The 23356-nt window shown below is 67.5% G+C and carries 21 protein-coding genes and 1 tRNA gene; 16 read left to right on the top strand and 6 right to left on the bottom strand.

The annotated features are described in order from the left end of the window. Positions 1–563 precede the first annotated feature (563 nt). Positions 564–3353, bottom strand: coding sequence for a DNA polymerase I (gene polA / locus ACS5NL_RS05045; RefSeq protein ID WP_439352544.1), 2790 nt, complete (start codon positions 3351–3353; stop codon positions 564–566). 76 nt (positions 3354–3429) lie between these two features. On the opposite strand from polA, the gene ACS5NL_RS05040 reads away from it, so the two are divergent. The 5 genes from ACS5NL_RS05040 to ACS5NL_RS05020 all read left to right on the top strand — a co-directional run bounded on the left by ACS5NL_RS05040 (position 3430) and on the right by ACS5NL_RS05020 (position 7049). Next, the gene (locus ACS5NL_RS05040) at positions 3430–3768 is read left to right on the top strand and encodes a hypothetical protein (protein WP_439352543.1); all 339 of its coding nucleotides are present in this window, start codon (positions 3430–3432) and stop codon (positions 3766–3768) included. 12 nt (positions 3769–3780) lie between these two features. Continuing rightward, the gene (locus tag ACS5NL_RS05035; RefSeq protein ID WP_439352542.1) at positions 3781–4791 is read left to right on the top strand and encodes a homoserine kinase; all 1011 of its coding nucleotides are present in this window, start codon (positions 3781–3783) and stop codon (positions 4789–4791) included. 9 nt (positions 4792–4800) lie between these two features. Next, entirely contained in the window at positions 4801–5574 is a 774-nt protein-coding gene (locus ACS5NL_RS05030) for a BPSS1780 family membrane protein (protein ID WP_439352541.1), read from the top strand. Positions 5575–5644: 70 nt separating this feature from the next. Next, on the top strand, positions 5645–5917 hold the full coding sequence (locus tag ACS5NL_RS05025; RefSeq protein WP_439352540.1) for a hypothetical protein: 273 nt from the start codon (positions 5645–5647) through the stop codon (positions 5915–5917). A 148-nt stretch (positions 5918–6065) separates the two neighbouring features. Continuing rightward, positions 6066–7049: a porin gene (locus ACS5NL_RS05020; protein WP_439352539.1), complete on the top strand. Its 984-nt coding sequence runs from the start codon at positions 6066–6068 to the stop codon at positions 7047–7049. A 95-nt stretch (positions 7050–7144) separates the two neighbouring features. Here the strand turns inward: ACS5NL_RS05020 and ACS5NL_RS05015 are convergent, their stop codons facing one another. Then, on the bottom strand, positions 7145–9559 hold the full coding sequence (locus ACS5NL_RS05015; RefSeq protein WP_439352538.1) for a UvrD-helicase domain-containing protein: 2415 nt from the start codon (positions 9557–9559) through the stop codon (positions 7145–7147). Positions 9560–9794: 235 nt separating this feature from the next. Between ACS5NL_RS05015 and ACS5NL_RS05010 the strand changes: the two genes are divergently transcribed. Then, a complete protein-coding gene (locus ACS5NL_RS05010; RefSeq protein WP_439352537.1) occupies positions 9795–10772 on the top strand; it encodes a GMP reductase in 978 nt (325 codons plus the stop codon). Here ACS5NL_RS05010 and ACS5NL_RS05005 read toward each other — a convergent pair. Next, positions 10765–11652: an alpha/beta hydrolase gene (locus ACS5NL_RS05005; protein WP_439352536.1), complete on the bottom strand. Its 888-nt coding sequence runs from the start codon at positions 11650–11652 to the stop codon at positions 10765–10767. The two genes, ACS5NL_RS05010 and ACS5NL_RS05005, sit on opposite strands and share 8 nt — an antisense overlap. Positions 11653–11745: 93 nt before the next feature. Between ACS5NL_RS05005 and ACS5NL_RS05000 the strand changes: the two genes are divergently transcribed. The 9 genes from ACS5NL_RS05000 (at position 11746) to ACS5NL_RS04960 (ending at position 20344) form a co-directional block, all read left to right on the top strand. Continuing rightward, on the top strand, positions 11746–12468 hold the full coding sequence (locus tag ACS5NL_RS05000) for a GntR family transcriptional regulator (protein ID WP_439352535.1): 723 nt from the start codon (positions 11746–11748) through the stop codon (positions 12466–12468). Positions 12469–12492: 24 nt separating this feature from the next. Then, positions 12493–13458 (top strand): NAD(P)-dependent oxidoreductase, encoded by a 966-nt coding sequence (locus tag ACS5NL_RS04995; RefSeq protein ID WP_439352558.1) that lies wholly within the window; start codon positions 12493–12495, stop codon positions 13456–13458. Between the two features lie 93 nt (positions 13459–13551). Further along, entirely contained in the window at positions 13552–14202 is a 651-nt protein-coding gene (locus tag ACS5NL_RS04990) for an SGNH/GDSL hydrolase family protein (protein WP_439352534.1), read from the top strand. A gap of 42 nt (positions 14203–14244) precedes the next feature. Next, positions 14245–16200 (top strand): acyltransferase family protein, encoded by a 1956-nt coding sequence (locus tag ACS5NL_RS04985; RefSeq protein WP_439352533.1) that lies wholly within the window; start codon positions 14245–14247, stop codon positions 16198–16200. Between the two features lie 35 nt (positions 16201–16235). Then, the gene (locus tag ACS5NL_RS04980; protein ID WP_439352532.1) at positions 16236–17300 is read left to right on the top strand and encodes a hypothetical protein; all 1065 of its coding nucleotides are present in this window, start codon (positions 16236–16238) and stop codon (positions 17298–17300) included. Continuing rightward, the gene (locus ACS5NL_RS04975) at positions 17284–18510 is read left to right on the top strand and encodes a hypothetical protein (protein ID WP_439352531.1); all 1227 of its coding nucleotides are present in this window, start codon (positions 17284–17286) and stop codon (positions 18508–18510) included. Before ACS5NL_RS04980 ends, ACS5NL_RS04975 begins: the two co-directional genes overlap by 17 nt. Positions 18511–18619: 109 nt before the next feature. Then, complete coding sequence (locus ACS5NL_RS04970) at positions 18620–19420, top strand: motility protein A (protein WP_439352530.1); 801 nt, start codon at positions 18620–18622, stop codon at positions 19418–19420. 2 nt (positions 19421–19422) lie between these two features. Then, positions 19423–20235 (top strand): OmpA/MotB family protein, encoded by an 813-nt coding sequence (locus ACS5NL_RS04965; protein ID WP_439352529.1) that lies wholly within the window; start codon positions 19423–19425, stop codon positions 20233–20235. Between the two features lie 33 nt (positions 20236–20268). Continuing rightward, positions 20269–20344 (top strand) — tRNA-Ala (locus ACS5NL_RS04960). Between the two features lie 37 nt (positions 20345–20381). Here ACS5NL_RS04960 and ACS5NL_RS04955 read toward each other — a convergent pair. After that, complete coding sequence (locus ACS5NL_RS04955) at positions 20382–20834, bottom strand: MarR family winged helix-turn-helix transcriptional regulator (protein WP_439352528.1); 453 nt, start codon at positions 20832–20834, stop codon at positions 20382–20384. A 67-nt stretch (positions 20835–20901) separates the two neighbouring features. Between ACS5NL_RS04955 and ACS5NL_RS04950 the strand changes: the two genes are divergently transcribed. Beyond that, a complete protein-coding gene (locus tag ACS5NL_RS04950; protein WP_439352527.1) occupies positions 20902–21654 on the top strand; it encodes a siderophore-interacting protein in 753 nt (250 codons plus the stop codon). A 27-nt stretch (positions 21655–21681) separates the two neighbouring features. Here the strand turns inward: ACS5NL_RS04950 and ACS5NL_RS04945 are convergent, their stop codons facing one another. Both ACS5NL_RS04945 and ACS5NL_RS04940 read right to left on the bottom strand, forming a co-directional pair. Then, positions 21682–22329: a hypothetical protein gene (locus ACS5NL_RS04945; RefSeq protein ID WP_439352526.1), complete on the bottom strand. Its 648-nt coding sequence runs from the start codon at positions 22327–22329 to the stop codon at positions 21682–21684. Then, entirely contained in the window at positions 22326–23348 is a 1023-nt protein-coding gene (locus ACS5NL_RS04940; RefSeq protein WP_439352525.1) for an MlaD family protein, read from the bottom strand. Before ACS5NL_RS04940 ends, ACS5NL_RS04945 begins: the two co-directional genes overlap by 4 nt. Between the last annotated feature and the right edge of the window lie 8 nt (positions 23349–23356).

Below are 23356 nucleotides of genomic sequence, written 5' to 3'. Positions count from 1 at the left end.
CCGCTTTGCGCGTGCGCCGCGTACTCAGATTCAGGCCAAGTTCTCGTTGGGTCATCACGCCATTGTTCCTGTCGTGCCTCGCTCATGCCATTCGGGCTTGACCGGGGGTTTTGAACACCATCCCTAGGCGATTGGGATATGAGCTCTGGCCGGAACTGGTGCCGTCAGGCATCACGCGAGTTGTGTAGTCTAGGCGATTGGGATATGAGCTCTGGCCGGAACGTGCGATGCATTGGCGTGATACAGCGTGTCAGTCTAGGCGATTGGGATATGAGCTCTGGCCGGAACGCAGGAACCACATACAGGCTCACCCAGCGGAGTCTAGGCGATTGGGATATGAGCTCTGGCCGGAACAGGAACGAAATTCGGGACCGTCGCAATGCACCACTTCGTTGGCATTGCGACGGTCCCGAATTTCGTTCCAGCGCTCCGCGCTATGTTGATCAAAAAAATGCACTGCCAAACATGCGTGACGAAAACATGACCTGCCAATTTGGCGTTTCATGTTTTCACGCCAGCACGTCAACTCATTGACGTCAACGCCGCACGGGGGAAGTGTTGCCTCAGTGCGCCTGGTCCCAGTTCGGCCCCATGCCCACCTCGGCCAGCAGCGGCACCTTGAGATCGGCGACGGTGGCCATCAGGCGCGGGATCTCCGCTCGCAGCCAGTCCACCTCGGCCTCGGGCACCTCGAACACCAGTTCGTCGTGCACCTGCATGATCATCTTCGTGCCCTTGCCCTGGTCGTCCAGCGCCTTCTGCACCGCGACCATGGCCAGCTTGATCAGGTCGGCCGCCGTGCCCTGCATGGGCGCGTTGATGGCCTGGCGCTCCAGCGCGGCCAGCTTGGCGCCCTTGGCATTCTGGATATCCGGCAGCACCAGCTTGCGGCCGAACACGGTCTCGACGTACCCGTTCTGCTTGGCCAGCACGCGGGTGTCGTCCATGTACTGCTTGACGCCCGAGAAACGCGCGAAGTAGCGGTCGATGTAGGTCTTGGCGGCCGCGTTCTCGATGCCCAGCGACTTGGCCAGGCCAAAGGTGCCCATGCCGTAGATCAGGCCGAAGTTGATGGTCTTGGCGTAGCGGCGCTGTTCGCTGCTGACCTCTTCGGGCGTGATGCCGAACACCTCGGCCGCGGTGGCACGGTGCACGTCGTGGCCTTCGTGGAAGGCGCGCAGCAGGGCCGCGTCGTCGCTCAGGTGCGCCATGATGCGCAGCTCGATCTGCGAGTAGTCGGCGCTGGCGATCACATGGCCCGGCGCGGCCACGAAGGCCTCGCGCACCTTGCGGCCTTCGGCGGTGCGGATGGGGATGTTCTGCAGGTTGGGGTCGTTGCTGGACAGGCGTCCCGTCACCGCCACGGCCTGCGCGTAGTGGGTGTGCACGCGGCCGGTGCGCGGCAGCGCCAGCTGGGCCAGCTTGTCGGTGTAGGTGCCCTTGAGCTTGATCAGGCTGCGGTGTTCGAGGATCTTCGCCGGCAGCGGGAAGTCCTCGGCCAGTTTTTCCAGCACCTCTTCGTCGGTGCTGCGGGCGCCGGTGGCGGTCTTCTTGATCACCGGCAGGCCCAGCTTGTCGAAGAAGATTTCGCCCAGCTGCTTGGGGCTGCTGAGGTTGAAGGGCTGGCCGGCGATCTCGTAGGCCTCCTGCTCCAGCGCGAAGATGCGCTGACCCAGTTCGTGGCTCTGCTTCGCGAGCGTGGGCGCGTCGATCAGCACGCCATTGCGTTCGATGCGGTAGAGCGTCTCGCTGCTGGCGATTTCGAGTTCGTAGATGAACTTCAGCTTCGCATCGCCCTCGATCTGCGGCCACAGCACGCGGTGCACGTCCAGCGTCATGTCGCTGTCTTCGCACGAATACTCCGCCGCCTTGGCCACGTCCACCTGGGCGAAAGGGATCTGGTGCGCGCCCTTGCCGCACAGGTCTTCGTAGTTGATGCCGCTGCGGCCCAGGTGGCGCTCGGCCAGGCTGGACAGGCCGTGCGGCTTGTGCACTTCGAGCACATAGCTTTGCAGCATGGTGTCGTGCACGTAGCCCTGCACCTCGATGCCGTGGTTGGCGAACACGTGGCGGTCGTACTTGATGTGTTGTCCGAGCTTGTGCCTGGCCGGGTTCTCCAGCCAGGGCTTGAGTCTGGCCAGCACGTCGTCCAGCGGCAGCTGTTCGGGAGCGTCGGGACCGGCGTGCATCAGCGGGATGTAGGCGGCCTCGCCCGGCGTCACGCTGAAGCTGATGCCCACGATCTGCGCCACCATTTCGTCCAGCGAGGTGGTCTCGGTGTCGATGGCAGCGAGGTCGGCGGCTTCCAGTTTCGCCAGCCAGGCGTCGAACGCTTCCCAGGTCAGGATGGTGTCGTAGGCCAGGTTGCTGGCGCGCGGCGCGGCCGCGGCCGGTTCGGCGAACAGGTCGTTGGTCCCGCCCGGTGCGGCGGCCGGCGCGGGCGCCGGCGCTTCGCCACCACCCAGCGCCTTGGCCAGGCCCTTGAAGCCGTAGGTCTCGTAGAAGCTGCGCAGCGGTTCTTTCTGCGGCTGCCCCATGCGCACCGCGTCCAGCGCAGGCAGGCCGGGCACCCAGCCATTGAGTTCGCAATCGGTCTTGATGGTCAGCAACTGGCGGCCGGTGGGCAGCCAGTCCAGCGCCTTGCGCAACTTCTCGCCCACGGCACCCTTGATCTGGTCGGCCTGCGCGATCAGGGCGTCCACCGAGCCGTATTCCTGCAGCAGCTTCACGGCGGTCTTGGGGCCCACGCCCTGCACGCCGGGCACGTTGTCGACCTGGTCACCCACCAGCATCTGGTAGTCCAGCATCAGACGGGCGGGCACGCCGAACTCGGCCTCCACCCCGGCCAGGTCGCGCAGCTTGCCGCTCATGGTGTCGATGATGGTGATGTGCGGGTTGACCAGCTGGGCCAGATCCTTGTCGCCGCTGCTGATCAGCACCTCGATGCCCTGGCTGGCGGCGGCCACCGCCAGCGTGCCGATCACGTCGTCGGCCTCCACGCCCGGCACATCGAGCACCGGCCAGCCCGAGAGACGCACCACCTCGTGGATGGGCGAGATCTGGCTGCGCAGGTCGTCCGGCATGGGGCTGCGCTGGGCCTTGTATTCGGGGTAGATCGCGTCGCGGAAAGTCGGGCCCTTGGCGTCGAACACGCAGGCGGCATAGGTCGACGGGTAGTCGTTCAGCAGCTTCTGCATCATGTTGATCATGATGCGGATGGCGCCGGTCTTCTGCACCGTGCCGTCGGGCAGCGTGGTGCTCATGGACTCGCCGCCGGCGAAAAAGGCGCGGTAAAGGTAGCTGGAGCCGTCGACGAGCAGCAGGCGCGGGGTGGGCGTGGTGGATTCGGACATGGGGGGCATTGTCGGGGATAGCAGGGGAAAGCCGGCGCGGGTGGTGCCGGCGGTCCGCGCCTACTTACAATGCGGCATGCGCGCCACTTTCCTCCCCCTGTCCCGCCGTGTGGTGCCCGTGCTGGTCCTGTGCGCAGCCCTGCCTGCCCTGGCCCAGACCGGCACCGCCAAAGCCGCTCCCGCCGAATCCGCCCCGCTGCCCGCGGGCGAAGCCAGGGCGATCGAGCGCATCACGCACGAAGACGCGCTCTCGCGCATCGACGAAGTGCGCGTCGGCGGCGAAACCCGCAGCATCGACGTCAAGCCCAAGAACGGCGCGTCCGGCTATGAAATCAAGCCGCTGTCTGGGGCCGACAACCTGACCGAAGGACAGGGCAACACGGGCCGCAGCCGCTGGCGCATCCTCAGTTTCTGATTCTCCCCGTCGATGGCTGTCTATACCGAAGTCCCGCAGGACGAAGCTGCGGCCTTGCTGCGCGCACTGAACCTGGGCGAGTTGACCGCGCTGCGCGGCATCCAGGGTGGCATTGAAAACACCAACTATTTCGCCACCACCGTCCTCGACGGGGTGGAAACCGAACACGTGCTCACGGTGTTCGAGCGCCTGGGCTTCGAGCAGCTGCCGTATTACCTGCGGCTGATGAAGCACCTGGCGACACGCGGCATTCCCGTGCCCGAACCGGCCGCCAACGCCAAGGGCGAACTGCTGCACAAGCTGCAGGGCAAGCCCGCCGCCGTGGTCAACAAGCTGCACGGCCGCAGCGAACTCGCGCCGTCCATTCCGCATTGCACGGCCGTCGGCGCCATGCTGGCGCGCATGCACCTGGCCGGCCGTGATTTCGAGCTGCAGCAGCCCAACCTGCGTGGCCTGCCCTGGTGGAACGAGACCGCACCGGTCGTGCTGCCGCACCTGGACGCCGACCAGAGCTCACTGCTGAGGACCGAGCTCGCGTTCCAGAACCACGTCGCCGGCCTGCCCGCGTACCGGGCGCTGCCGCGCGGCCCGGTGCATGCCGACCTGTTCCGCGACAACGTGATGTTCGACGGCGAGACGCTCTGCGGCTTCTTCGATTTCTACTTTGCCGGCCACGACAGCTTCCTGTTCGACCTGGCGGTGACGCTCAACGACTGGTGCATCTTCCACGGCGACCTGGGCGCCGACGGCATGCACGACGAGGCCCGCGCGCAGGCGATGCTCGCGGCCTACCAGTCGGTGCGTCCGCTCGCCGCGGCCGAGCGGCAACTGCTGCCCGCCATGCTGCGCGCCGGCGCCCTGCGTTTCTGGCTCTCGCGCCTGTGGGACTGGCACCTGCCGCGCGAGGCATCGATACTCAAGCCGCACGACCCGACGCACTTCGAACGCGTGCTGCGCGAGCGGGTGTTGCAGGCCAGCCAGCTGTCGGCCTCGGCGATCGAAGCCGGCGGCGTGCCCGCCTGAACGCCCCGCATGAAACTGCACACCGTCCCCGCCGCGACCGGCCTGCAATGGGTGCGCCTGGGCATGCGCACCTTCCTGAAGCAGCCACTGGCGATGGCCGGGCTGTTCTTCATGTTCATGGCCGTGGTGTCGGTGCTGTCCATGCTGCCTTTCCTGGGCGCGGCGATCTCGGCCCTGCTGACCCCGGCGATCAACCTCGGCCTGATGTCGGCCACGCGCGAGGCCGAGGCCGGCCGTTTCCCGATGCCGACCCAGCTGCTCACCGCCTTCCGCGGCGGCCCGGAGCGCACGCGCGGCATGATGACCCTCGGCGGTCTCTACGGCCTGTGCCTGCTGGTGATCCTGCTGCTGGTCGGCCTGCTCGACAGCGCCTTCTCCGCGTCGGTGGACACCGCGACCATGACGCAGGAACAGGCGATGCAGGTCATGTTGTCCAGCCCCGCGCTGTGGATCGGCATGGTGCTGATGATGCCGCTGCAGGTGCTGTTCTGGCACGCGCCGGCACTGCTGTTCTGGCACGGCGTGACGCCGGTCAAGAGCCTGTTCTTCAGCGCCCTGGCCGCCTGGGCCAACAAGGGCGCGCTGACGCTGTTCCTCTGCGGCTGGCTGGCCGTGTTCCTGCTGCTGGGTGTGCTGATGAGCGTGTTCCGCATGCTGCTGGGTGGCTCCGAGGCGTCGAGCGCCATCCTGTATCCGGCCGTGCTGCTGATCGTCTCGATGTTCTTCACCTCGATCTGGTTCAGCTTCCGCGACAGCTTCCTCACCGACGAGCAGCCTTCCTGACGGAATCGTCACAAAACCGTCACACGGCTTTCATCAAATCCGGCGCAGGCACCGATATGCTCGCAGCCCCATGAGAGCCCTGAAAAAAGCCCGCAAGCTGATCGAAAAGTCCCCCGCCAGTCCTGCCGCCGAGACGCTGTCGTCCCTGGTCGTGGCACTGGAATCCGAAACCCCGTTTGCCCTGGCCGAGCTGTACAAGCTCGACTACGACGATTTCCAGCTGGCACTGGAACTGTTGACCGAGTGGCGGCTGGACCGTTACTACACCAGCAAGCTGCGTCTGCTGGATGTGTCCGTGCAGGTCGACGAGATGCGCAGGCCCGAAGCCACCACACCCGCCTGATCGCACCACACGCTTCCCCCCATCACCGCCGTCCCGAACGGCGGTTGTTGTTTCTGCGCAGTGTCACGAAGGTTTTATGTGAGACAGGTGCAATGACAGGCGTTCGCACGACATCGGCGGACGCACTTTCATTCACACCATCTCCCCCATGAACAAGACACTGATCGCTCTGGCCGTGCTGGCCGCCTCTTCCGCCGCCATGGCCCAGTCCTCCGTGACCATCTATGGTCGCGTCGACCTCTCCGTCGGCAGCCTCAAGGAACTCAACAAGGGCAGCATGACCAAGCTGTTCAACGGTGGCGACGGCGGCCTGACCACCTCGCGCCTGGGTTTCCGGGGCACCGAAGACCTCGGCGGCGGCCTCAAGGCCGGCTTCAAGCTCGAACACCGCCTCAATGCCGACGAAGGCACCTCGCAGGACCCGTTCTGGAAGGGCGAGTCCACCGTGAACCTCTCCGGTGGTTTCGGCACCGTCAAGCTCGGCCGCAGCCTCACGCTGTACGACGACGTGCGTGGCCTGGCCAACAGCGCCAACGTGTTCGACTCGGCCTTCACGCCAGCCGCCAACGGCGTCTGGGGCTCGGGAGGTGACTACAGCAGCCGCTTCAACAACAAGATCACCTACACCCTGCCCAGCCTGGGCGGTGTCTACGGCGGTCTCGAATACGCGCTGGACGAAGACCCGGCCGTCAAGGCCAACATGCTCGCGGCCAAGGTCGGCTACAAGGCCGGACCGCTGGACGTGGCGCTGGGCATCCAGCGGGAAAAGGGCAAGGAAAACGACTACATGCTGCTGGCCGGTTCCTACGACCTGGGTCCGGTGATCCTCTCCGGCGGCTACAACACCCGCAAGGGCAACGCCAAGAACGGCGACGACAAGGAACTGCAGGCTGGCGTGATCGTGCCGCTGGGCAGCGCCTTCAACCTCTCGTTCAGCGTCGCCAACAGCAAGACGACCATCGCCGGCGCGACCGCCGCCAAGTCTTCGGGCATCGGCATCGGCGCCACCTACGCCCTGTCCAAGCGCACCACGGTGTACGGCGGCTTCCGCACGCACAACATCAAGAACGCCGCCGGCACGAAGACCGCCGACACGCGCCTGGTCGCCTTCGGCCTGCGCCACGATTTCTGAGCCTTGTCTCGGGAGTGTGTTGCGCAGGGCGTTTTGCCGGTTTCAGAGTCTGCGCAACGGTTTGATGCCACCGGCGTTCGCGCCGGTGGCTTTTTTCATTCGTCGACGGGTGTGAGCTTGGCGACCGACAGCGCCAGCCACTTGACGCCGTGGCGGTTGAAGTTGACCTGGGCGCGCGCGTCGGTGCCCGCGCCCTCGATCGCCAGCACCTTGCCTTCGCCGAACTTGGTGTGGAACACCTTCTGTCCGGAGCGGATGTCGACGCCGCGGTCAGGCTCGGGGGCTTTGGTCTTGGCAGCGTCGCCGTTGAGCCAGCCGGGCGACCAAGCCGGGCTCGGCCCCTGTGAACGGTTCTGCCCCGGCGCACCGCGGCGCCCGGTCTGCCAGCCGCCCGCCGCGGCAGGTTCGCCCACCCAGGTCGCGGCTTTGGGCGTCAGCCACTTCAGGCAGCTTTCCGGCAACTCCTCGAAGAAGCGGCTGCGCAGGTTGTAGCGGGTCTGTCCGTGCAGCATGCGGGTCTGTGAGTGGCTGAGGTAGAGGCGTTTTCTCGCACGCGTGATCGCCACGTACATCAGGCGCCGCTCTTCCTCCAGTCCTTCGCGGTCGCTCATCGAGTTCTCGTGCGGGAACAGCCCCTCTTCGAGGCCGGTGATGAACACGCAGTCGAACTCCAGTCCCTTGGCCGCGTGCACGGTCATGAGCTGCACCGCGTCCTGGCCCGCCTGGGCCTGGTTGTCGCCGGACTCCAGGGCGGCGTGCGTGAGAAAGGCCACCAGCGGACTGAGGGTTTCGCCCGTTTCGGCGTCGGGCGCCAGCGGCGGCAAGGTATCGTCCAGCAACGGCGCGGCCGGGTCCAGCCCCTGGCTGACCGGGCTCTGCGACAGGTTGGGGCCGTGTTCGTCCACCGGCAGTGCCACGGCTTCGCGACCAAAGCCTTCCTGCATCACGAAGCTTTCGGCCGCGTTGACCAGCTCCTCCAGGTTCTCCACCCGGTCTTCGCCCTCGCGCTCGGCGCGGTAGTGCTCCAGCAGTCCGCTCTGGTCCAGCACCAGCGTGATGATCTCGCGCAGGGTCATGCCCTGCGTCTGCTCGCGCATCACGTCCAGCCTGGTGGCGAAGCCGCCGATGGCCACGCCGGCACGGCCAGTGACGGCGCTGACCGCGTCGTGCAGCGAGCAGCCGCTGGCCCGCGACACATCCTGCAACTGCTCGACGCTGCGAGCGCCGATGCCACGCGGCGGGAAATTCACCACGCGGAGGAAGCTGGTGTCGTCGTGCGGGTTCTCCAAGAGGCGCAGGTAGGCCAGCGCGTGCTTGATTTCGGCGCGCTCGAAAAAGCGCAGGCCGCCGTACACGCGGTACGGGATCGCGGCGTTGAACAGCGCGGTTTCGACCACCCGGCTCTGCGCGTTGCTGCGGTAGAGCACCGCCATCTCGCTGCGCGCCATGCCCTCGCGTTCGAGCTGTTTCATCTCGTCCACGATCCACTGCGCCTCGGCGAAGTCGCTGGTCGATTCGTAGACCCGCACCGGCTCGCCCGCACCGGCGTCGGTGCGCAGGTTCTTGCCCAGGCGGTGGCTGTTGTGGCTGATCAGGTGGTTGGCCGAATCGAGGATATTGCTGACGCTGCGGTAGTTCTGCTCCAGCTTGATCTGGTGCTGCACCTGGAACTCGCGCACGAAGTCGGCCATGTTGCCCACGCGCGCGCCGCGGAAGGCGTAGATGCTCTGGTCGTCGTCGCCGACCGCAAACACCGCGTTGCCCGAGGGCGGCAGGCCCTCGATCGGCGGCGAGGAGAACATCTTGATCCACGCGTACTGCAGGCGGTTGGTGTCCTGGAACTCGTCGATCAGGATGTGGCGGAAGCGCCGCTGGTAGTGCGCGCGGATCGGGTCGTTGTCGCGCAGCACCTCGTAGCTGCGCAGCATCAGCTCCCCGAAGTCGACCACGCCTTCGCGCTGGCACTGCTCTTCGTAGAGCTGGTAGATCTCGACCTTGCGTCGCGTCTCGTCGTCGCGCACCACCACGTCGCGCGGGCGCATGCCGTCTTCCTTGCAGCCGCCGATGAAGTACTGCAGCTGCTTGGGCGGAAAACGTTCGTCGTCGACGTTGTGCTGCTTGCACAGCCGTTTGATCGCCGAGAGCTGGTCCTGCGAGTCGAGGATCTGGAAGGTCTGTGGCAGGTTGGCCGGCTGGTGGTGGGCGCGCAGGAAGCGGTTGCACAGGCCGTGGAAGGTGCCGATCCACATGCCGCGCACATTGACCGGCAGCATGGACGACAGGCGCGTCATCATCTCCTTGGCGGCCTTGTTGGTGAAGGTCACGGCCATCACGCCGCCCGGCCCGATCTGGCCGCTCTGCAGCAGCCAGGCGATGCGGGTGGTCAGCACCCGGGTCTTGCCCGAACCGGCCCCGGCAAGGATGAGCGCGTGCTCGGGCGGCAGGGTGACGGCGGCGGCCTGCTCCGGGTTGAGACCATGGAGCAGCGGAGAGGGATCTTCAAACAACATCCGGGGATTGTAGGAAGCGCCCGGTCGGCCAACCGCCCATATGAAACAGCGTATGAAGACCATACGGTCAGGAAAGCCACTGCCCGCCGGGCAACCCGCCTAGAATCAAGCACCGGGCCCAAGCAATTGCGCCCGGTTTTTTGTTTCCGGCTCCGGAAACAGGCACCGGCCAGTTCCAAGCGCCTTTTCACCAACCCACCCTGCCGCGCCACGCGGGGGTGACTGAAAGGCCCACATGGAAATCTTCGACTACGACAACATCCTGCTGCTGCCGCGCAAATGCCGCGTGGAAAGCCGCAGCGAGTGCGACCCCTCGATCGAGTTTGGCGGCCGGCGCTTCAAGCTGCCGGTGGTACCGGCCAACATGAAGACGGTGCTGGACGAGTCCATCAGCGAGTGGCTGGCCGCCAACGGCTACTTCTACGTGATGCACCGCTTCGACCTGGACAACGTCGCCTATGCGAAGCGCATGCGCGAGAAGGGCCTGTTCGTTTCCATCAGCTCGGGCGTGAAGGCACCGGACTACGAGGTCATCGACCGCCTGGCCGCCGACGGCGTGGGTGCGGACTACATCACCATCGACATCGCGCACGGCCATGCCGAGAGCGTGCGCCTGATGATCGAACACATCAAGAAGAAGCTGCCCCAGGCCTTCGTGATTGCCGGCAACGTGGCCACGCCCGAGGCCGTGATCGACCTGGAGAACTGGGGCGCGGACGCGACCAAGGTCGGCGTCGGTCCCGGCAAGGTCTGCATCACCAAGCTCAAGACCGGTTTTGGCACCGGCGGCTGGCAGCTCTCCGCGCTCAAGTGGTGCGCCCGCGTGGCGACCAAGCCCATCATCGCGGACGGCGGCATCCGCCACCACGGCGACATCGCCAAGAGCGTGCGCTTTGGCGCGACCATGGTGATGATCGGCTCGCTGTTCGCCGGCCACGAAGAGTCGCCCGGCCAGACGGTCGAGGTCGACGGCAAGCTCTACAAGGAGTACTACGGCTCGGCCAGCGACTTCAACAAGGGCGAGTACAAGCACGTCGAGGGCAAGCGCATCCTCGAACCCGTCAAGGGCAAGCTGGCCGACACGCTGCGCGAGATGCAGGAAGACGTGCAGAGCTCGATCAGCTACGCCGGTGGCACCCAGCTGAGCGATCTGAAGAAGGTGAACTACGTGATCCTCGGCGGCGAGAACGCCGGCGAGCACCTGTTCATGTAAGCAGCTGCAGCGCCAGCTTGTGCAGCCGGTGCCGCGGATGGACCAGTGCATCGAGCACGGTGAAATGGTCCAGCCCCGGCAGCGTCTCGCAGATCGGCACCAGCAGCTCGCCCCAGGTCTCGCGGATCAGCTGCGCCTGGCGGATGAATTCGCCGCTTTCATTGCCCCCGACCACGCTCAGCAGCACGCCGCGTTCGTCTTCGGCCGGCAACACGCAGGGCAGCCAGGCCGGGCTGGCCATGCGCACGGCCTCCGGCGTCAGGCGCAGGACATCCTGCAGCGACGGCGTGTGGCGCAGCGGCTCCAGGTCGAACACCCCCGAGATCGACAGCACGTTGTTGACCAGGTCTTCCGGCAGGTCGGCCGCATAACGTTCCCAGTCGCAGGCCAGCAGCATGGCGGCCAGGTGCCCGCCGGCCGAGTGGCCGACGATGGAGATGCGGCGCGGATCGCCGCCGTGCACCGCGATGTTCCGGTACACCCAGGCCAGCGCCTGCACCATCTGCAGCGCGATGTCCGGGATCGTCACCGACGGACACAGCGCGTAGTTGGGCATCACCACGCAGCCCCCCTGGTTCACGAAGGCCGGCGCCAGGAAGCTGTGCTGCGACTTGTCCAGGCTGCGCCAGTAGCCCCCGTGGATGAACACCAGCACCGGGGCCAGCGCCTCGTCGTCGCGGCGCCTGGCCGGGAAGATGTCCAGCGTCTCCCTCGGTCCGTGGCCGTAGGCCACATCCGGCAGGCAGACCAGCCGTTCGCGGGCCTCCCGGGACAGCCGGCCCCAGCGCTCGAAGTGCTGGACATGCTCCGGCACGCGGGCGCGGTTGTTGTACTGGACCTCGAGCCAGGCCGGATCGTTGAGCGGTGTGCTGTCGTTCATGCCGCGGATTGTGGCACCGGCCGGTGGGTCGGCAGAAGCCTGCCCGGCCGTCGGTTTTTGATGTATTCTGTATACAGAGTACAGAAATCACCCATGACCGCCCAGCTGCTGCAACTCGAAACCGCTCCCGACCTGGTCGATCAGGTCTACCGCGCCCTGCTGGACGCCATCAGCGCCGGCGCGCTGGCACCCGGGCAGCGCATCACGCAGGAAGACCTGGCCGAGCGGCTGGCGGTCTCGCGCCAGCCGGTGATGCAGGCATTGCGCCTGCTCAAGCGCGACGGTTTCGTGCAGGACGCGCCCCTGGCCGGCGCGCCCAGCGGCCGCAGCCGCGGCCTGCAGGTCACGCCACTGGACCCGGCCCGGATCGCCCAGGTCTATGAAGTGCGGGGCGCGCTCGACACCCTGGCCGCGCGGCTGGCGGCGCAGCGCCGCACCCGCATCGACCCGGCGCTGATCGAGCGCGGGCGCGCCGCCGTGGCCCAGGGCGACATCAAGGCCATGATCGACGCCGACCTGGCCTTCCACCACGCGCTCTACCAGGCCTCGGCCAACCCGTTGATCGAACAGAGCGCCCTGCTGCACTGGCACCACATCCGCCGCGCCATGGGCGAGGCCCTGCAACACGACTTCCTGCGCGCCCCGGTCTGGGACGAACACGCCGCCATCGCCCAGGCCATCGCCGACGGCGACGCCGCGCGCGCCGAAAGCCTGATGCGCGAGCACAGCCTGCAGGCCGGCGACTACCTGTCCCACCAGACCGAGACGCCGGCGCCCCTGGCGGCCGCGGCCACCGACAACTCCGTGGTTCGTTGAACCACTTCGGGCGGTTTCCGGGGCCTGCTCCGGAGACCGCCTTTTTTCTTTCCGGCACAACGCCGCCAGCGGCGGGCAACCTACACTTTTCCCATGTCCGAATCCTCTTCCTCCACCGCTCTTTCCATCGCCGTGCTCGGCATCGGCATGATGGGTTTCCCCATGGCCCGCCGCCTGTGCGAAGCCGGCCACCAGGTCACCGCCTGGAACCGCTCGCGCGCCAAGGCCGAGCGCCTGCAGCCGTTTGGCGCCCGGGTCACCGACCAGCCTTCGCAGGCCGTTGCCCAGGCCGACCTGGTGATCTGCCTGCTGGAAGACGGCGCGGCGGTCGAGAGCGTGCTGTTCGAGCAGGGCACGTCGCAGGGCCTGCGCCCCGGCACGCTGGTGATCGACATGTCGTCCATCCAGCCGCGCCAGGCCCGCGACCACGCGGCCCGCCTGGCCGCGCTGGGCGTCAGCCACCTGGACGCGCCGGTCTCGGGCGGCACCGTGGGCGCCGAAGCCGGCAGCCTGGCCATCATGGCGGGCGGCAAGGCGGCCGATTTCGAGCGCGCGGCGCCGGTCTTCTCGGTGCTCGGCCGCGCCACCCATGTCGGCCCGCACGGTTCGGGCCAGCTGGCCAAGCTGGCCAACCAGATGATCGTGGGCATCACCATCGGCGCCGTCGCCGAGGCGCTGCTGCTGTGCGAGAAAGGCGGCGCCGACATGGGCAAGGTCAAGCAGGCCATCACCGGCGGTTTCGCCGACAGCCGCATCCTGCAGGTGCACGGCCAGCGCATGGTCGAGCGCGACTTCGCCAAGCGCGCCGCCATCACCGTCCAGCTCAAGGACATGCGCAACGCCATGACCACCGCCCGCGAGATCGGGTTCGAGGCGCCGATCACCGGCCTGTTCGAGTCGCTGTTTGCCCAGGCGGCCGACCACGGACTGGCCGACCTGGACCATTCGGCCCTGTTCATGGAGCTGGCCAGCCGCAACGGCATGCGCTGAGCCGCCCGGCGGGGCGTTAGGAATTGCCAACACCCCGCCATTTATGATCGCGGGTTATCGCCCGCACGGGCTTCCCACCTCCGGCCGCCCTTCATGAAAAAGCTGTCCACCCTTCTTGTCTCCCTCTCCATGCTCCTGTTGTCGGCCTGCGGGGGCGGCAGCGACTCCAGCAAGGCGGCGGTGGTTGTGATGTTCGGCGACTCCCTGACCAACGACCGCGGCCAGTGGGTGACACCCGATCAGCTGTGGGTGGAAAAGCTCAAGGCGCAGGTCGAGGCCGACGGCCTGACCGCCAAGCGTTCGATCACGATCGTCAACGAAGGTCTGGGCGGTGAAGACTCGCAGGCCGCGCTGAACCGCCTGCCCGACGTGCTGGCCACCCACAAGCCGACCCACATCTTCCTGATGCACGGCACCAACGACATTCCGCCGTTCTGCCCCGAGTGCACCGAAGTCATCACCCGCCCCTACCTCGAAGCCATGGCCAAGCTGGCCCAGGACGCCGGCGCCAAGGTCATCTTTGGCGAGTTCACGCTCAAGGCCTACGGCGGCGAAACGGCCCAGGCCTACTCGGCGGCCTACCAGAAAGCCGCGGCCAACACCAAGAGCACCTACGTGAACATGTCCAATGGCATTCCCTACGACGGGAACTACTACCATTTCGACGGCACTCACTTCACGGATGCCGCCCAGGTTCTGATCAAGAACAACGCCGCCAGTGCGCTGTTCCCGATGCTGCAATAAGTGCCACCCGAGGCGGGCTGGCGCGGTGGCCAGCCTGCTGACATGACGACCACGACGCCCAACGCCACCGCCAGCCACGCCTACCGCCCCGACATCGACGGCCTGCGCGCCATCGCCGTCGTCGCGGTCATCCTGCACCACTCCTTCCCCCACGCGATCCAGGGCGGCTTCGTCGGTGTAGACATCTTCTTCGTCCTCTCTGGCTACCTGATCAGCCAGAAACTGCTCGAAGACCTGCAGCACGGGCAGTTCGGCATCGCGGGCTTCTACGCCCGCCGCATCCGCCGCATCCTGCCCGCCTTGCTGGTCGTGATGGCCGCCACGCTGGCCGCCGCCAGCCTGGTGCTGCTGCCGCTGGACCTGATGCGCCTGGGCCGGCACGCCATGTCGGCCGCCGTCTTCGCCTCGAACTTCACGCTCTGGAGCGAGTCGGGCTATTTCGACGCCGAGGCCTTCCGCAAACCGCTGCTGCACCTGTGGTCGCTGGCGATCGAAGAGCAGTTCTACATCGTCTGGCCGGGTGTGCTCTGGCTGCTGCACCGCTGGCGGCTAGGCCCCCGCCGCGCGATCGGCGTGGTTCTGCTGCTGTCGCTGCTCTACAGCCTGTGGCTGCTCAAGGCCGACCGCACCGCCGCCTTCTACCACCCGCTTTCCCGCTTCTGGGAACTGGCGGCCGGCGCACTGCTGGCGGCCCACACACTCCGCGCTCCCGACGGCGGAGCACCGGACAACCGCCGCTGGCGCACGGTGCTGGCCGTCGCCGGCCTGCTGCTGCTGACCGTCGTCCTGGTCCGGCTCACGCCGGAGCGGCGCTTCCCGGGCGGCTGGGCGCTGGCGGCTGTCGTCGCAACCTCGCTGCTGATCCTCAGCGGGCCGGACACCGCCCTGCACCGCCGGCTGCTGTCCCACCGGGTGATGGTCTGGGTCGGTCTGATCAGCTACCCGCTGTACCTCTGGCACTGGCCCTTGCTGACCCTGGCGCGCATCCACCACGGCGGCCTGCCGCCGGTCGCGCAGCAGTGGCTCTGGGTCGGGGCGAGCGTGTTGCTGGCCTGGCTGACCTGGCGCTGGGTCGAACGGCCGGTGCGTTTCGGGCGCTGGAAACGCCGGCCGGCCGTGGTGGGCCTGCTCTGCGCCGGACTGGTCGCCATGGCGGCTGCTGGCTTCTGGCTGTCCCGCCCGAGCCCGGCCACCGCCGGCGCCCCGCCGCTGATCCAGACCCTGCAGACCAGGGTCGGGGAAAAGGTGCTCACCGAAGGCTGGCGGGTCAAGGACTGCATGCTCGGCTTCGAACAGACCGGGCGCGACTTCAAGCCCTTCTGCACCGAGACGGCGCCGCGCCCCATGGTCTTCCTCTGGGGCGACTCGCACGCCGGGGCGCTGTATCCGGGCTTCAAGGCGCTGCAGGACAAGGGCGAGTACCGCTTCGGGCTGACCGAACGCACCGCCGCGATCTGCCCGCCGGTGCTGGGCCACGAGCCGCGCCCGCTGTGCCAGGCGCTCAACGACAGCAACCTCGAGGACGTCCGGCGCCTCAAGCCCGAGATCGTGGTGCTGTACGCGTTCTGGCACGAGCAGCTGATCCACCAGCGCTACGACATGGCCAACTTCGAGAAGACCATCGAAGCCATCCGCGCGGCCGGTGCCGGCCGGGTCGTGGTCATCGGCGATGCACCGTTCTGGCGTGGGCCGCTGCCCGAAATCCTGCTGAACATCTGGAAACAAGGGCCGCCGCAGAGTACGCCGCCCTTACGCCTCCCTAACTCGTTCCTCGACGATCATATTCAGGCCTATTCGCGCGAGGTGCAGATGCGGACCGAACGGGCGGGAGGCGAGTTCATTTCCGGGCTGGACGTCTTCTGCGACCCCAACGGCTGCCTGACGCGCCTGAACGAGCGGGCGAGTGAACCCACGACCTTCGACTACGGTCACCTGACCGTCGCCGCCTCCAGCCATTTCATCGCACAGATCGCGCCCAGGATTTTCGGGAACCGGTGACATCGGCCCGGGCCACGGGCGCCGATGAACCGAACATGACACGTCAGCGCGCCCGAACGCTCCTGCTGCTCCTGGTCCTGAGCCTGTTGCTGGCTCCCTGGGTCCATTCGATCATCAAGCCGTACCGCATGCGGGTTGACATGGCGTACTACCACGAGATCCCGACGCCGATCTACGTGTACCACTCCAACCGCAAGAACACACCCACCGACTTCAATGACACGCAGGTCGAGGAGATGCACATCGTGCGCAACCAGGAGGCTCCGCCGCCCCTGGCGCTGATCCGCGGCATCGTGCGCTCGACCCGGCCGGTCTCCGGTCTGCGCATCGACCCCGCCACCACGCCCAACCAGATCCAGATGGGTGCCATCACCCTGCACACCCTGACGGGCGTGCACACGCTGACCGTGCAGGAACTGGAACCCCATGTGCGGGCGGGCAACGACATCACCAACGTGCGGATCGACAACGGGGTGCTGCGCTTCGACACCGTCGGCAACGACCCGAACTTCCTGGTGCCGCTTCCTCCCGACATCCTGAAGGTGCCGCAGCGGGTGGTCAACCTCAACTACCTGCTGGCCTGGTTCGTGTCGGCATCGATGGTGGTGTTCGTCGCCGTGGTGATCCGCAAACACCACCTGGGCTTCACCGGCCGGTTCCGCCGCCCGCTGGCGCTGCTCGACGGCAGCACGGCGCGCGGCGCCTGGACCGGACTGGCGCTGGACCTGGCGGTCGGCCTGGTGCTGATCTACATGCTGCTGGAGTTCATCCAGCTCTACACCCACTTCGATCTCAGCCCGGTCACCCAGACCCTCGCCAAAGACGGTGTGGGCAAGGCCGTGCCGATCGAAGTGCGCGAGATGAAGGCCATGGTCCAGCGCCACGGTGACCACGCCTTCGTGCTGGCCGGCGACATGGGCAAGGGCGACGACGAAAGCGAGGTTTTCCAGCGCGCCACCGAATACCTCTACCCCTCGCGCATCGTGCACCAGTCCGAATGGGTGTTCGGGCGGGTGAACGTGCCGCTGGAGCCCCGGTTCGGCCAGTGCCAGCCTGTCGACAAAACAACCAACATCGTGCTGTATGCGTGCCGTCCCTGAATCCGACGACTACCTGATGGCCGGCGCCGTGTTCACGGCGCTGAACCTGCTGAACATGCTGCTGTGGGCCGCGGGCCTCTACCTGCCGGTCTGGGCCTGGGCGGCGGTGCTGCTGCTGTGCCTGTGGCCCGCCCTGCGTCACCAGCGGCTCAACGGGCTGATCGCGGTCGGCCTGATGGTGGTGTTCGTGGTGATTCCGCTGCTGCACCCGGTCACCGGCTGGGACGCGCGCTCGATCTGGCTGTTCCACGCCAAGCGCATCTACCTCGACGGCACGCTCTACGCGCAGCTGGACAACTACGCGCCGTACACCCACAACGAGTACCCGGTGTTGGTACCGGCGATCGCGGCCTCGCTCGCCCGCAGCCTGGGCTACTGGAACGAGATCGTGCCGCGCGCCTCGGTCGCGATTGCGCTGGCCCCGCCGCTGTTCTTCGCCGCCTACCTGTTCCGCTCGCTCGCCGGCTATTGCGCCTGGGTCAGCCTGATGCTGCTGGTCTGCTGGGGCGAGCTGCTCAGCGGCTACATGGACAGCCTGGTCGCGATCCACTTTGGACTGGCGCTGGTGGCCATCGCCGAGGTCTACCGCCGCGGCGCGGACCGCGCGGCGCCGGCACCGACCGGACCGGCCGTGGCGCTGGCGGCGTCGCTGCTGCACCTGCTGTTCCTCAAGAACGAAGGCTCGGTGATGGCCGGCCTGCTGTCGCTGGCGGTGGCGCCCGCGTTCCTGCGCCGGCCCCGGCTGGCCTGGTGCGTCGTGCTGCCCTGGCTGGTGTTTGCCCTGGTCTGGAAGCTGCCGGTCTCGCACGCGGCGATCACCAGCGACCTGCTGCGCAACGGCAGCCTGCTCGAGCGGGGCCTCAAGCGCCTGCAATCGTTCAGCGAGTTCGGCCTCATCCTGCATTTCTTCCGCATCCTGTCGCAGGAGTATTTCGCCATGCTGGCCGTGGTGCTGGTGGTCGTGGCGGCGGGCTGGCGGCGGTTCTGGTTCGCGATTCCTTCGGTCCTGGTGGTGATGGGCTACGTCGCGGTGCTGTTCACCGTGTTCCTGACCACCTACTTCGAGCTGAAGTGGCACCTGGAAACCGCCGCGGACCGGGTGCTGATGGCGTTCGACCTGGGCGCGGCCACCATGCTGCTCTACCTGGTGGTGCTGGGCATCGGGCAGTTGCCGGCGGCCTGGCGCCCCACGACCGATTCGGGCGCCTGAGCCCGCGCGGGGCGGAAAAGCACCGTCCCGACCCCGCTTTTCCGGCGGCTGAGCGCGACCGGGCTGACCACAATGCCCGTATGCACCGCACATCCCCGGAGACCCTCGCGTGAACCCGTCCACCCTGATCGGCATGGTGGGCAGCTTTGCGCTGCTGGCCATCGCCCTGATCTTCGCCTCGGACAAACCGGCCGTCTTCATTGACCCGGCGGCGATCGCCATCGTCCTGGGCGGCACGCTCGCCGCCACCTTCCTGAGCTACCCGATCAGCGAACTGCGCCGCGTGTTCACGCTCGTCGCCCACGCGATGCGCGAGGACAAGCTCGACACCAAGCGCGACATCGAAGACCTGGTGAGCCTGTCCAAGCTCTGGATACAGGGCGACCTGCAGGCGGTCGAGAAATCGCTGGGCTACGTGACCAACCCGTTCCTGCGCACCGGCGTGCAGATGGTGCTGGACCGCACGCCCGAAGAGGAAATCATCGACCTGATGCAGTGGCGCATCGCGCACCTGCGCCAGCGCGAAACCGCCGAGGCCCAGCTGTTCCGCGTCATGGCCGCCTACGCGCCGGCCTTCGGCATGGTGGGCACGCTGCTGGGACTGATCAACCTGATGGGCCTGGTCGGCAGCGGCGACATCGGCACCATCAGCGCGCAGCTGGGCATCGCCTTCATCGCCACGTTCTACGGCGTGCTGCTGGCCAACCTGATCTTCAAGCCGATCGCGGTGAAGCTCGAACGCCGCACCGAGCAGCGCCTGATCCTGATGAACATGATCCTCGAGGGCATCTCGATGATGTGCGTGGGCCGAAGCCCGTCGCTGATGCGCGAGACGCTCAAGGCCTTCGTCGCGCAGTACGACGACGAGATCTACGACGGCAAGGGCAGCAGCCGCGCCAAGGGCCACTGAGCATGGCCGCCGTCTCGCCGACCGCCACCTCTTCGGCGCGCCAGCCGCGCGCCGCCGCACGCGCTGTCGGCCGCTACCGCCGCTGGCACGTCAACACCGTGCCGGTGCAGGAAGACGACATCTGGATGATGACCTACCTCGACGTCTTCACCCTGATGCTGGTGATGATGATCGTGATGCTGGCCTTCGCCGGACCCGGCAAGGGCAAGGACGGCAAGAGCAAGGAAGAATCGCAAGCCGCGCCCACCGCAGCCACTGCCGGCCCGGTGCCGGGCGCACCACCGGCCGCTGCGCCGTCGGGCAGCATCGTGCCGCCACCGCCGAACGCCACCCCCGCCCAGCCCGAACCGGCCAGGCCCACGCCCAAGACCCTCAACGGTTTCGAGCTCGACAAGCTGGGCAGCGACATCGAGGTGCTGATGAACGACGATGCGGTGCGCTTTCGCATCAGCACGGAGCTGCTGTTCGAGTCTGGCAACGCCAACTTCGCCGCCGCGGGGCAACCGGCGCTGGACAAGCTGATCCCGCTGCTCAACGCCGACCCGAACCTGCGCCTGGTGATCGAGGGCCACACCGACGGCATCCCGATCCACACCGAGCGCTTCCCCTCCAACTGGGAGCTCTCGACCGGGCGCGCCGCCGCGGTGGCCCGCTACCTGATCGAACACGGCGTGGCGCCGCAGCGCGTGCAGGCCAGCGGCTTTGCCGACACGCGCCCGCTGGGTTCGCGCGACAACCCGGTCGACCGGGTGCACAACCGGCGGGTGGAACTGACCATGGAACGCCCGGCGGCCGAGAAGAAACCGGCACGCTGACAGCGGCGCTTTGGTAAACTTTGACCCTTTCGTGGGGACGTAGCTCAGCTGGGAGAGCGTCGCGTTCGCAATGCGAAGGTCGGGAGTTCGATCCTCCTCGTCTCCACCACTTCCTTTCAAAAGGCCTCGTCTTCACGAGGCCTTTTTCATGTGCACCCCGTGTCCGGGTCCGCGTCCCGCAGGTTGTCCTGCATGTGGCGCAGCAAGCGCAGCAACTCCTGCCGTTCGCCGTTGTCCAGACCGGCGGCGGCCCGGGCCGAGACCTGGCGCCGCTGGCGCAGCACCGACTCGTGCAGCTGCCGCGCCGCGTCGGTGGGATAGAGCCGGGTCACGCGACGGTCCTTCTCGTCGGGCCGCGCCTCCAGCAGCCCCCGCTCCCTGAGCACCGCGATCAGCCGCGCCAGCTGCCCCTTGTCGCGCCCGGAATGCTCGACCAGATCGCTCTGTGTGGCGCCCGGCCGGCGAACGAAGAAGCCCAGCGCACGCCCTTCCATCGGGTGCAGGCCGTCGTCGGGCATGTGCCGGCGCTGTTGCGAACGCGCCAGGTGCATCAACTCGTGCACCGCTTCCATCAGGTCGTCGTCGGGGTGTTTTTTCATGATGGTTGACTTTATCAACTTCATTCGACAGAATAGATGACATTATCAACCATATGCCTTTGTCTTCATGTCATTCCTTTCCCGACCCGACGACCGCCAGCCCGGCCTGATCCGTCGCGTGCGCCACGAACTGGTGCGCCGCGACGTGCGCGTGCTCCGCACCGAACGCCTGAGCCCCGGCCTGCAGGCCGTCACCTTCGGCGGCGCCTCGCTCGCCGGCTTCACCTCGCTCTCGTTCGACGACCACCTGAAGTTCATCTTCAGCGACGCCCATGGCCAGGAGCAGCGGCGCGACTACACGCCGCGGCACTTCGACGCCAGCAAAAACGAGCTGACCCTGGTGTTCGCGCTGCACGACGGCGGCGCCGCCAGCGACTGGGCGCAGCGCGCGCAGGTCGGCGATGCCGCCGTGATCGGCGGACCGCGCGGCTCCATGGTCATTCCCGACCACCTCGACTGGTACCTGCTGGCTGGCGACGCCACCGCCCTGCCCGCGATGGCCCGCCGGCTGGAAGAGTTGCCCGCGGCCGCCCGGACCGTGGTGCTGCTGCAGACCGGTGACGCCCAGGACCAGAACCTGCTGCCCGCGCGGGCCGGACTGACCCGCCAGTGGCTGCCCGACACGGCTGCGCTGATCGAAGCCACGCGCCATGTGGCGCTACCGGATGGTGAAGGTTTCGTCTGGTGCGCGGGCGAAGCCGGCACGATGGCGCAGTTGCGCGATGTGCTGATCACCGAGCGCGGTCTGGCGCGCACCCACGTCAAGGTTTCGGCCTACTGGAAGCCCGGCGCCAGCGACTTCCACGAAGACCTGACCTGAGCCGGCCTTCGCCAGCGATCCGAAAGCTCAGCGCGGCGCGACGAGATCGATGCGCCGCTGGATGCGTGCGGCGTCGTCGGCCTTGCCCGCCGCCTGAGCCTGCTTGAGCTGCACGCCCAGCCAGGCCAGCAGCGGACGCCGCCAGCCGCGTTGCGAGGCGGTGTCCACCGCCGCATCCACCACGGCAGGAGAAGCCACCCCACGCCGCATCAGCACGCCCGCCGCGATCAGCCGCGACACCGGGTCTGTGATGCCGGCCATATCACCGCCGGCCACCCCCACCAGCCCCTTGTGCGGCGCCGGCAACAAGGCGGCATCGTCGGCCGTGGCCTGACCGCCGAGGTACCGCGCATAGGCTTTCTCGGCCGCCACCGCGTCGGCCGCCACCGCGTCGTAACCCGCGCAGGGCTCGAACACCAGGGCCGCCACGCGGGTCGCGCAGCGTGTCAGCTCCAGCCGGGCGACCAGCGCAGGCTGCCCGGTGCGCAGGACTTCGCTGCGCGCGCGCGCGAACTCGGTCTCTTCGATCTTCTGGTTGCCGCTGAGCCAGGCCTCGGTGGCCCGGTCGACACTGCCCTTGGCGTTCATCTGCCAGTCGGGCGGCGGCGGTGTGCTGCCGCAGGCCGCGAGCAGGGCCGCCAATACAAACCACGGGAAGCGCAGGACGTGTTTCATTTCAGTTCGATCTGGGCGTCGCGCTTGAGCGGCCACAGGCGGTTGACCTCGTTGATCAGCGACTCGACCTTGCGCAGGCTGGCGTCGACCTCGGCACGCAGCTGGCCCAGGTCGGCGGTCGCTTCGCGGGTGTTGGCGGCGATGCCCTGGGCGTCGACCAGCAGCTTGTCGACCTTCTGCAGACTGCCGCGGGCCTCGCCGAGCAGACCGTCGAGCTGCTTGACCGTGCCGCGCGCGTCCTGCACCAGACCGCCATCGGTGCTGCCGCCCGGGCCGGCGCCCTGGCCGAACACCTGGCGATCGGCATTGGCGACCAGACCGTCGAGCCGGGCCGTGAGCTTGTCCACCTTGGCCAGCAGCGCATTGGCCCGCTCCACCGCTTCGATCACCTTCTTCGCGTCGGCGTCGTTGCCGAACAGCGCGCCCATCGCGCCCTGCGGCCCGTTCAGCCGGGCGGCCGTGCCCTGCAGATGCACCAGGCTCTGCGGCAGCGGCGCGTCGGCGGCGGTCAGGGCATTGAGGTTGCCCACCAGCTCCTTGACCGAGGCCACGATGCCCGGAATCTCGGCGGCGGCGTCGCCGCTGAGCACCTGCCGCACGGCGCCCTCTTCCAGCGGCGGATCGGTCAGCACGCCGCTGTAGGCGCGGATCTTGGTGCCGCCGACCAGCGCCTTCTCCATCGTGAAGATGCTGGAGCTGCGCAGCCACTTCGCGTCCTTCACCGGCACGTCGACCAGGAAATGCACATTGCCGTCGTCGGCCAGTTCGATGCGCCCGACCCGACCGATCGGAAAGCCGGCGAAGGTCACGTTCATGCCCACCGCGACACCCTCGGAATCGGGTGCGACCAGCACCAGCCGCTGCGTGCGCTCGAAGGCGCCGCGCGCATAGGCCACATACAGCGCCGACCCGACCACCAGCGACAGCAGGAACATCAGCAGCAGCGCAGCCTTGAACTCCAGGTTCTTCACCGGCGGCGGAGCGGGCTCGAGCGGGGGCGGCGTCTCGGGGGCATTCATCGGTTGTT

The organism is Hydrogenophaga sedimenti (genome assembly GCF_051857515.1).
In the GTDB taxonomy this organism is placed as follows: domain Bacteria; phylum Pseudomonadota; class Gammaproteobacteria; order Burkholderiales; family Burkholderiaceae_C; genus Hydrogenophaga.
Note: the sequence above shows the minus strand (reverse complement) of the source record. Positions and strands in the feature narration are given on the sequence as shown.

Bases quoted from the DNA above. Each gene is read 5' to 3' on its own strand.
- polA (WP_439352544.1), bottom strand. From the start codon at position 3,353: ATGTCCGAATCCACCACGCCCACCCCGCGCCTGCTGCTCGTCGACGGC.
- ACS5NL_RS05040 (WP_439352543.1), top strand. From the start codon at position 3,430: ATGCGCGCCACTTTCCTCCCCCTGTCCCGCCGTGTGGTGCCCGTGCTG.
- ACS5NL_RS05035 (WP_439352542.1), top strand. From the start codon at position 3,781: ATGGCTGTCTATACCGAAGTCCCGCAGGACGAAGCTGCGGCCTTGCTG.
- ACS5NL_RS05030 (WP_439352541.1), top strand. From the start codon at position 4,801: ATGAAACTGCACACCGTCCCCGCCGCGACCGGCCTGCAATGGGTGCGC.
- ACS5NL_RS05025 (WP_439352540.1), top strand. From the start codon at position 5,645: ATGAGAGCCCTGAAAAAAGCCCGCAAGCTGATCGAAAAGTCCCCCGCC.
- ACS5NL_RS05020 (WP_439352539.1), top strand. From the start codon at position 6,066: ATGAACAAGACACTGATCGCTCTGGCCGTGCTGGCCGCCTCTTCCGCC.
- ACS5NL_RS05015 (WP_439352538.1), bottom strand. From the start codon at position 9,559: ATGTTGTTTGAAGATCCCTCTCCGCTGCTCCATGGTCTCAACCCGGAG.
- ACS5NL_RS05010 (WP_439352537.1), top strand. From the start codon at position 9,795: ATGGAAATCTTCGACTACGACAACATCCTGCTGCTGCCGCGCAAATGC.
- ACS5NL_RS05005 (WP_439352536.1), bottom strand. From the start codon at position 11,652: ATGAACGACAGCACACCGCTCAACGATCCGGCCTGGCTCGAGGTCCAG.
- ACS5NL_RS05000 (WP_439352535.1), top strand. From the start codon at position 11,746: ATGACCGCCCAGCTGCTGCAACTCGAAACCGCTCCCGACCTGGTCGAT.
- ACS5NL_RS04990 (WP_439352534.1), top strand. From the start codon at position 13,552: ATGAAAAAGCTGTCCACCCTTCTTGTCTCCCTCTCCATGCTCCTGTTG.
- ACS5NL_RS04985 (WP_439352533.1), top strand. From the start codon at position 14,245: ATGACGACCACGACGCCCAACGCCACCGCCAGCCACGCCTACCGCCCC.
- ACS5NL_RS04980 (WP_439352532.1), top strand. From the start codon at position 16,236: ATGACACGTCAGCGCGCCCGAACGCTCCTGCTGCTCCTGGTCCTGAGC.
- ACS5NL_RS04975 (WP_439352531.1), top strand. From the start codon at position 17,284: ATGCGTGCCGTCCCTGAATCCGACGACTACCTGATGGCCGGCGCCGTG.
- ACS5NL_RS04965 (WP_439352529.1), top strand. From the start codon at position 19,423: ATGGCCGCCGTCTCGCCGACCGCCACCTCTTCGGCGCGCCAGCCGCGC.
- ACS5NL_RS04955 (WP_439352528.1), bottom strand. From the start codon at position 20,834: ATGAAAAAACACCCCGACGACGACCTGATGGAAGCGGTGCACGAGTTG.
- ACS5NL_RS04950 (WP_439352527.1), top strand. From the start codon at position 20,902: ATGTCATTCCTTTCCCGACCCGACGACCGCCAGCCCGGCCTGATCCGT.
- ACS5NL_RS04945 (WP_439352526.1), bottom strand. From the start codon at position 22,329: ATGAAACACGTCCTGCGCTTCCCGTGGTTTGTATTGGCGGCCCTGCTC.
- ACS5NL_RS04940 (WP_439352525.1), bottom strand. From the start codon at position 23,348: ATGAATGCCCCCGAGACGCCGCCCCCGCTCGAGCCCGCTCCGCCGCCG.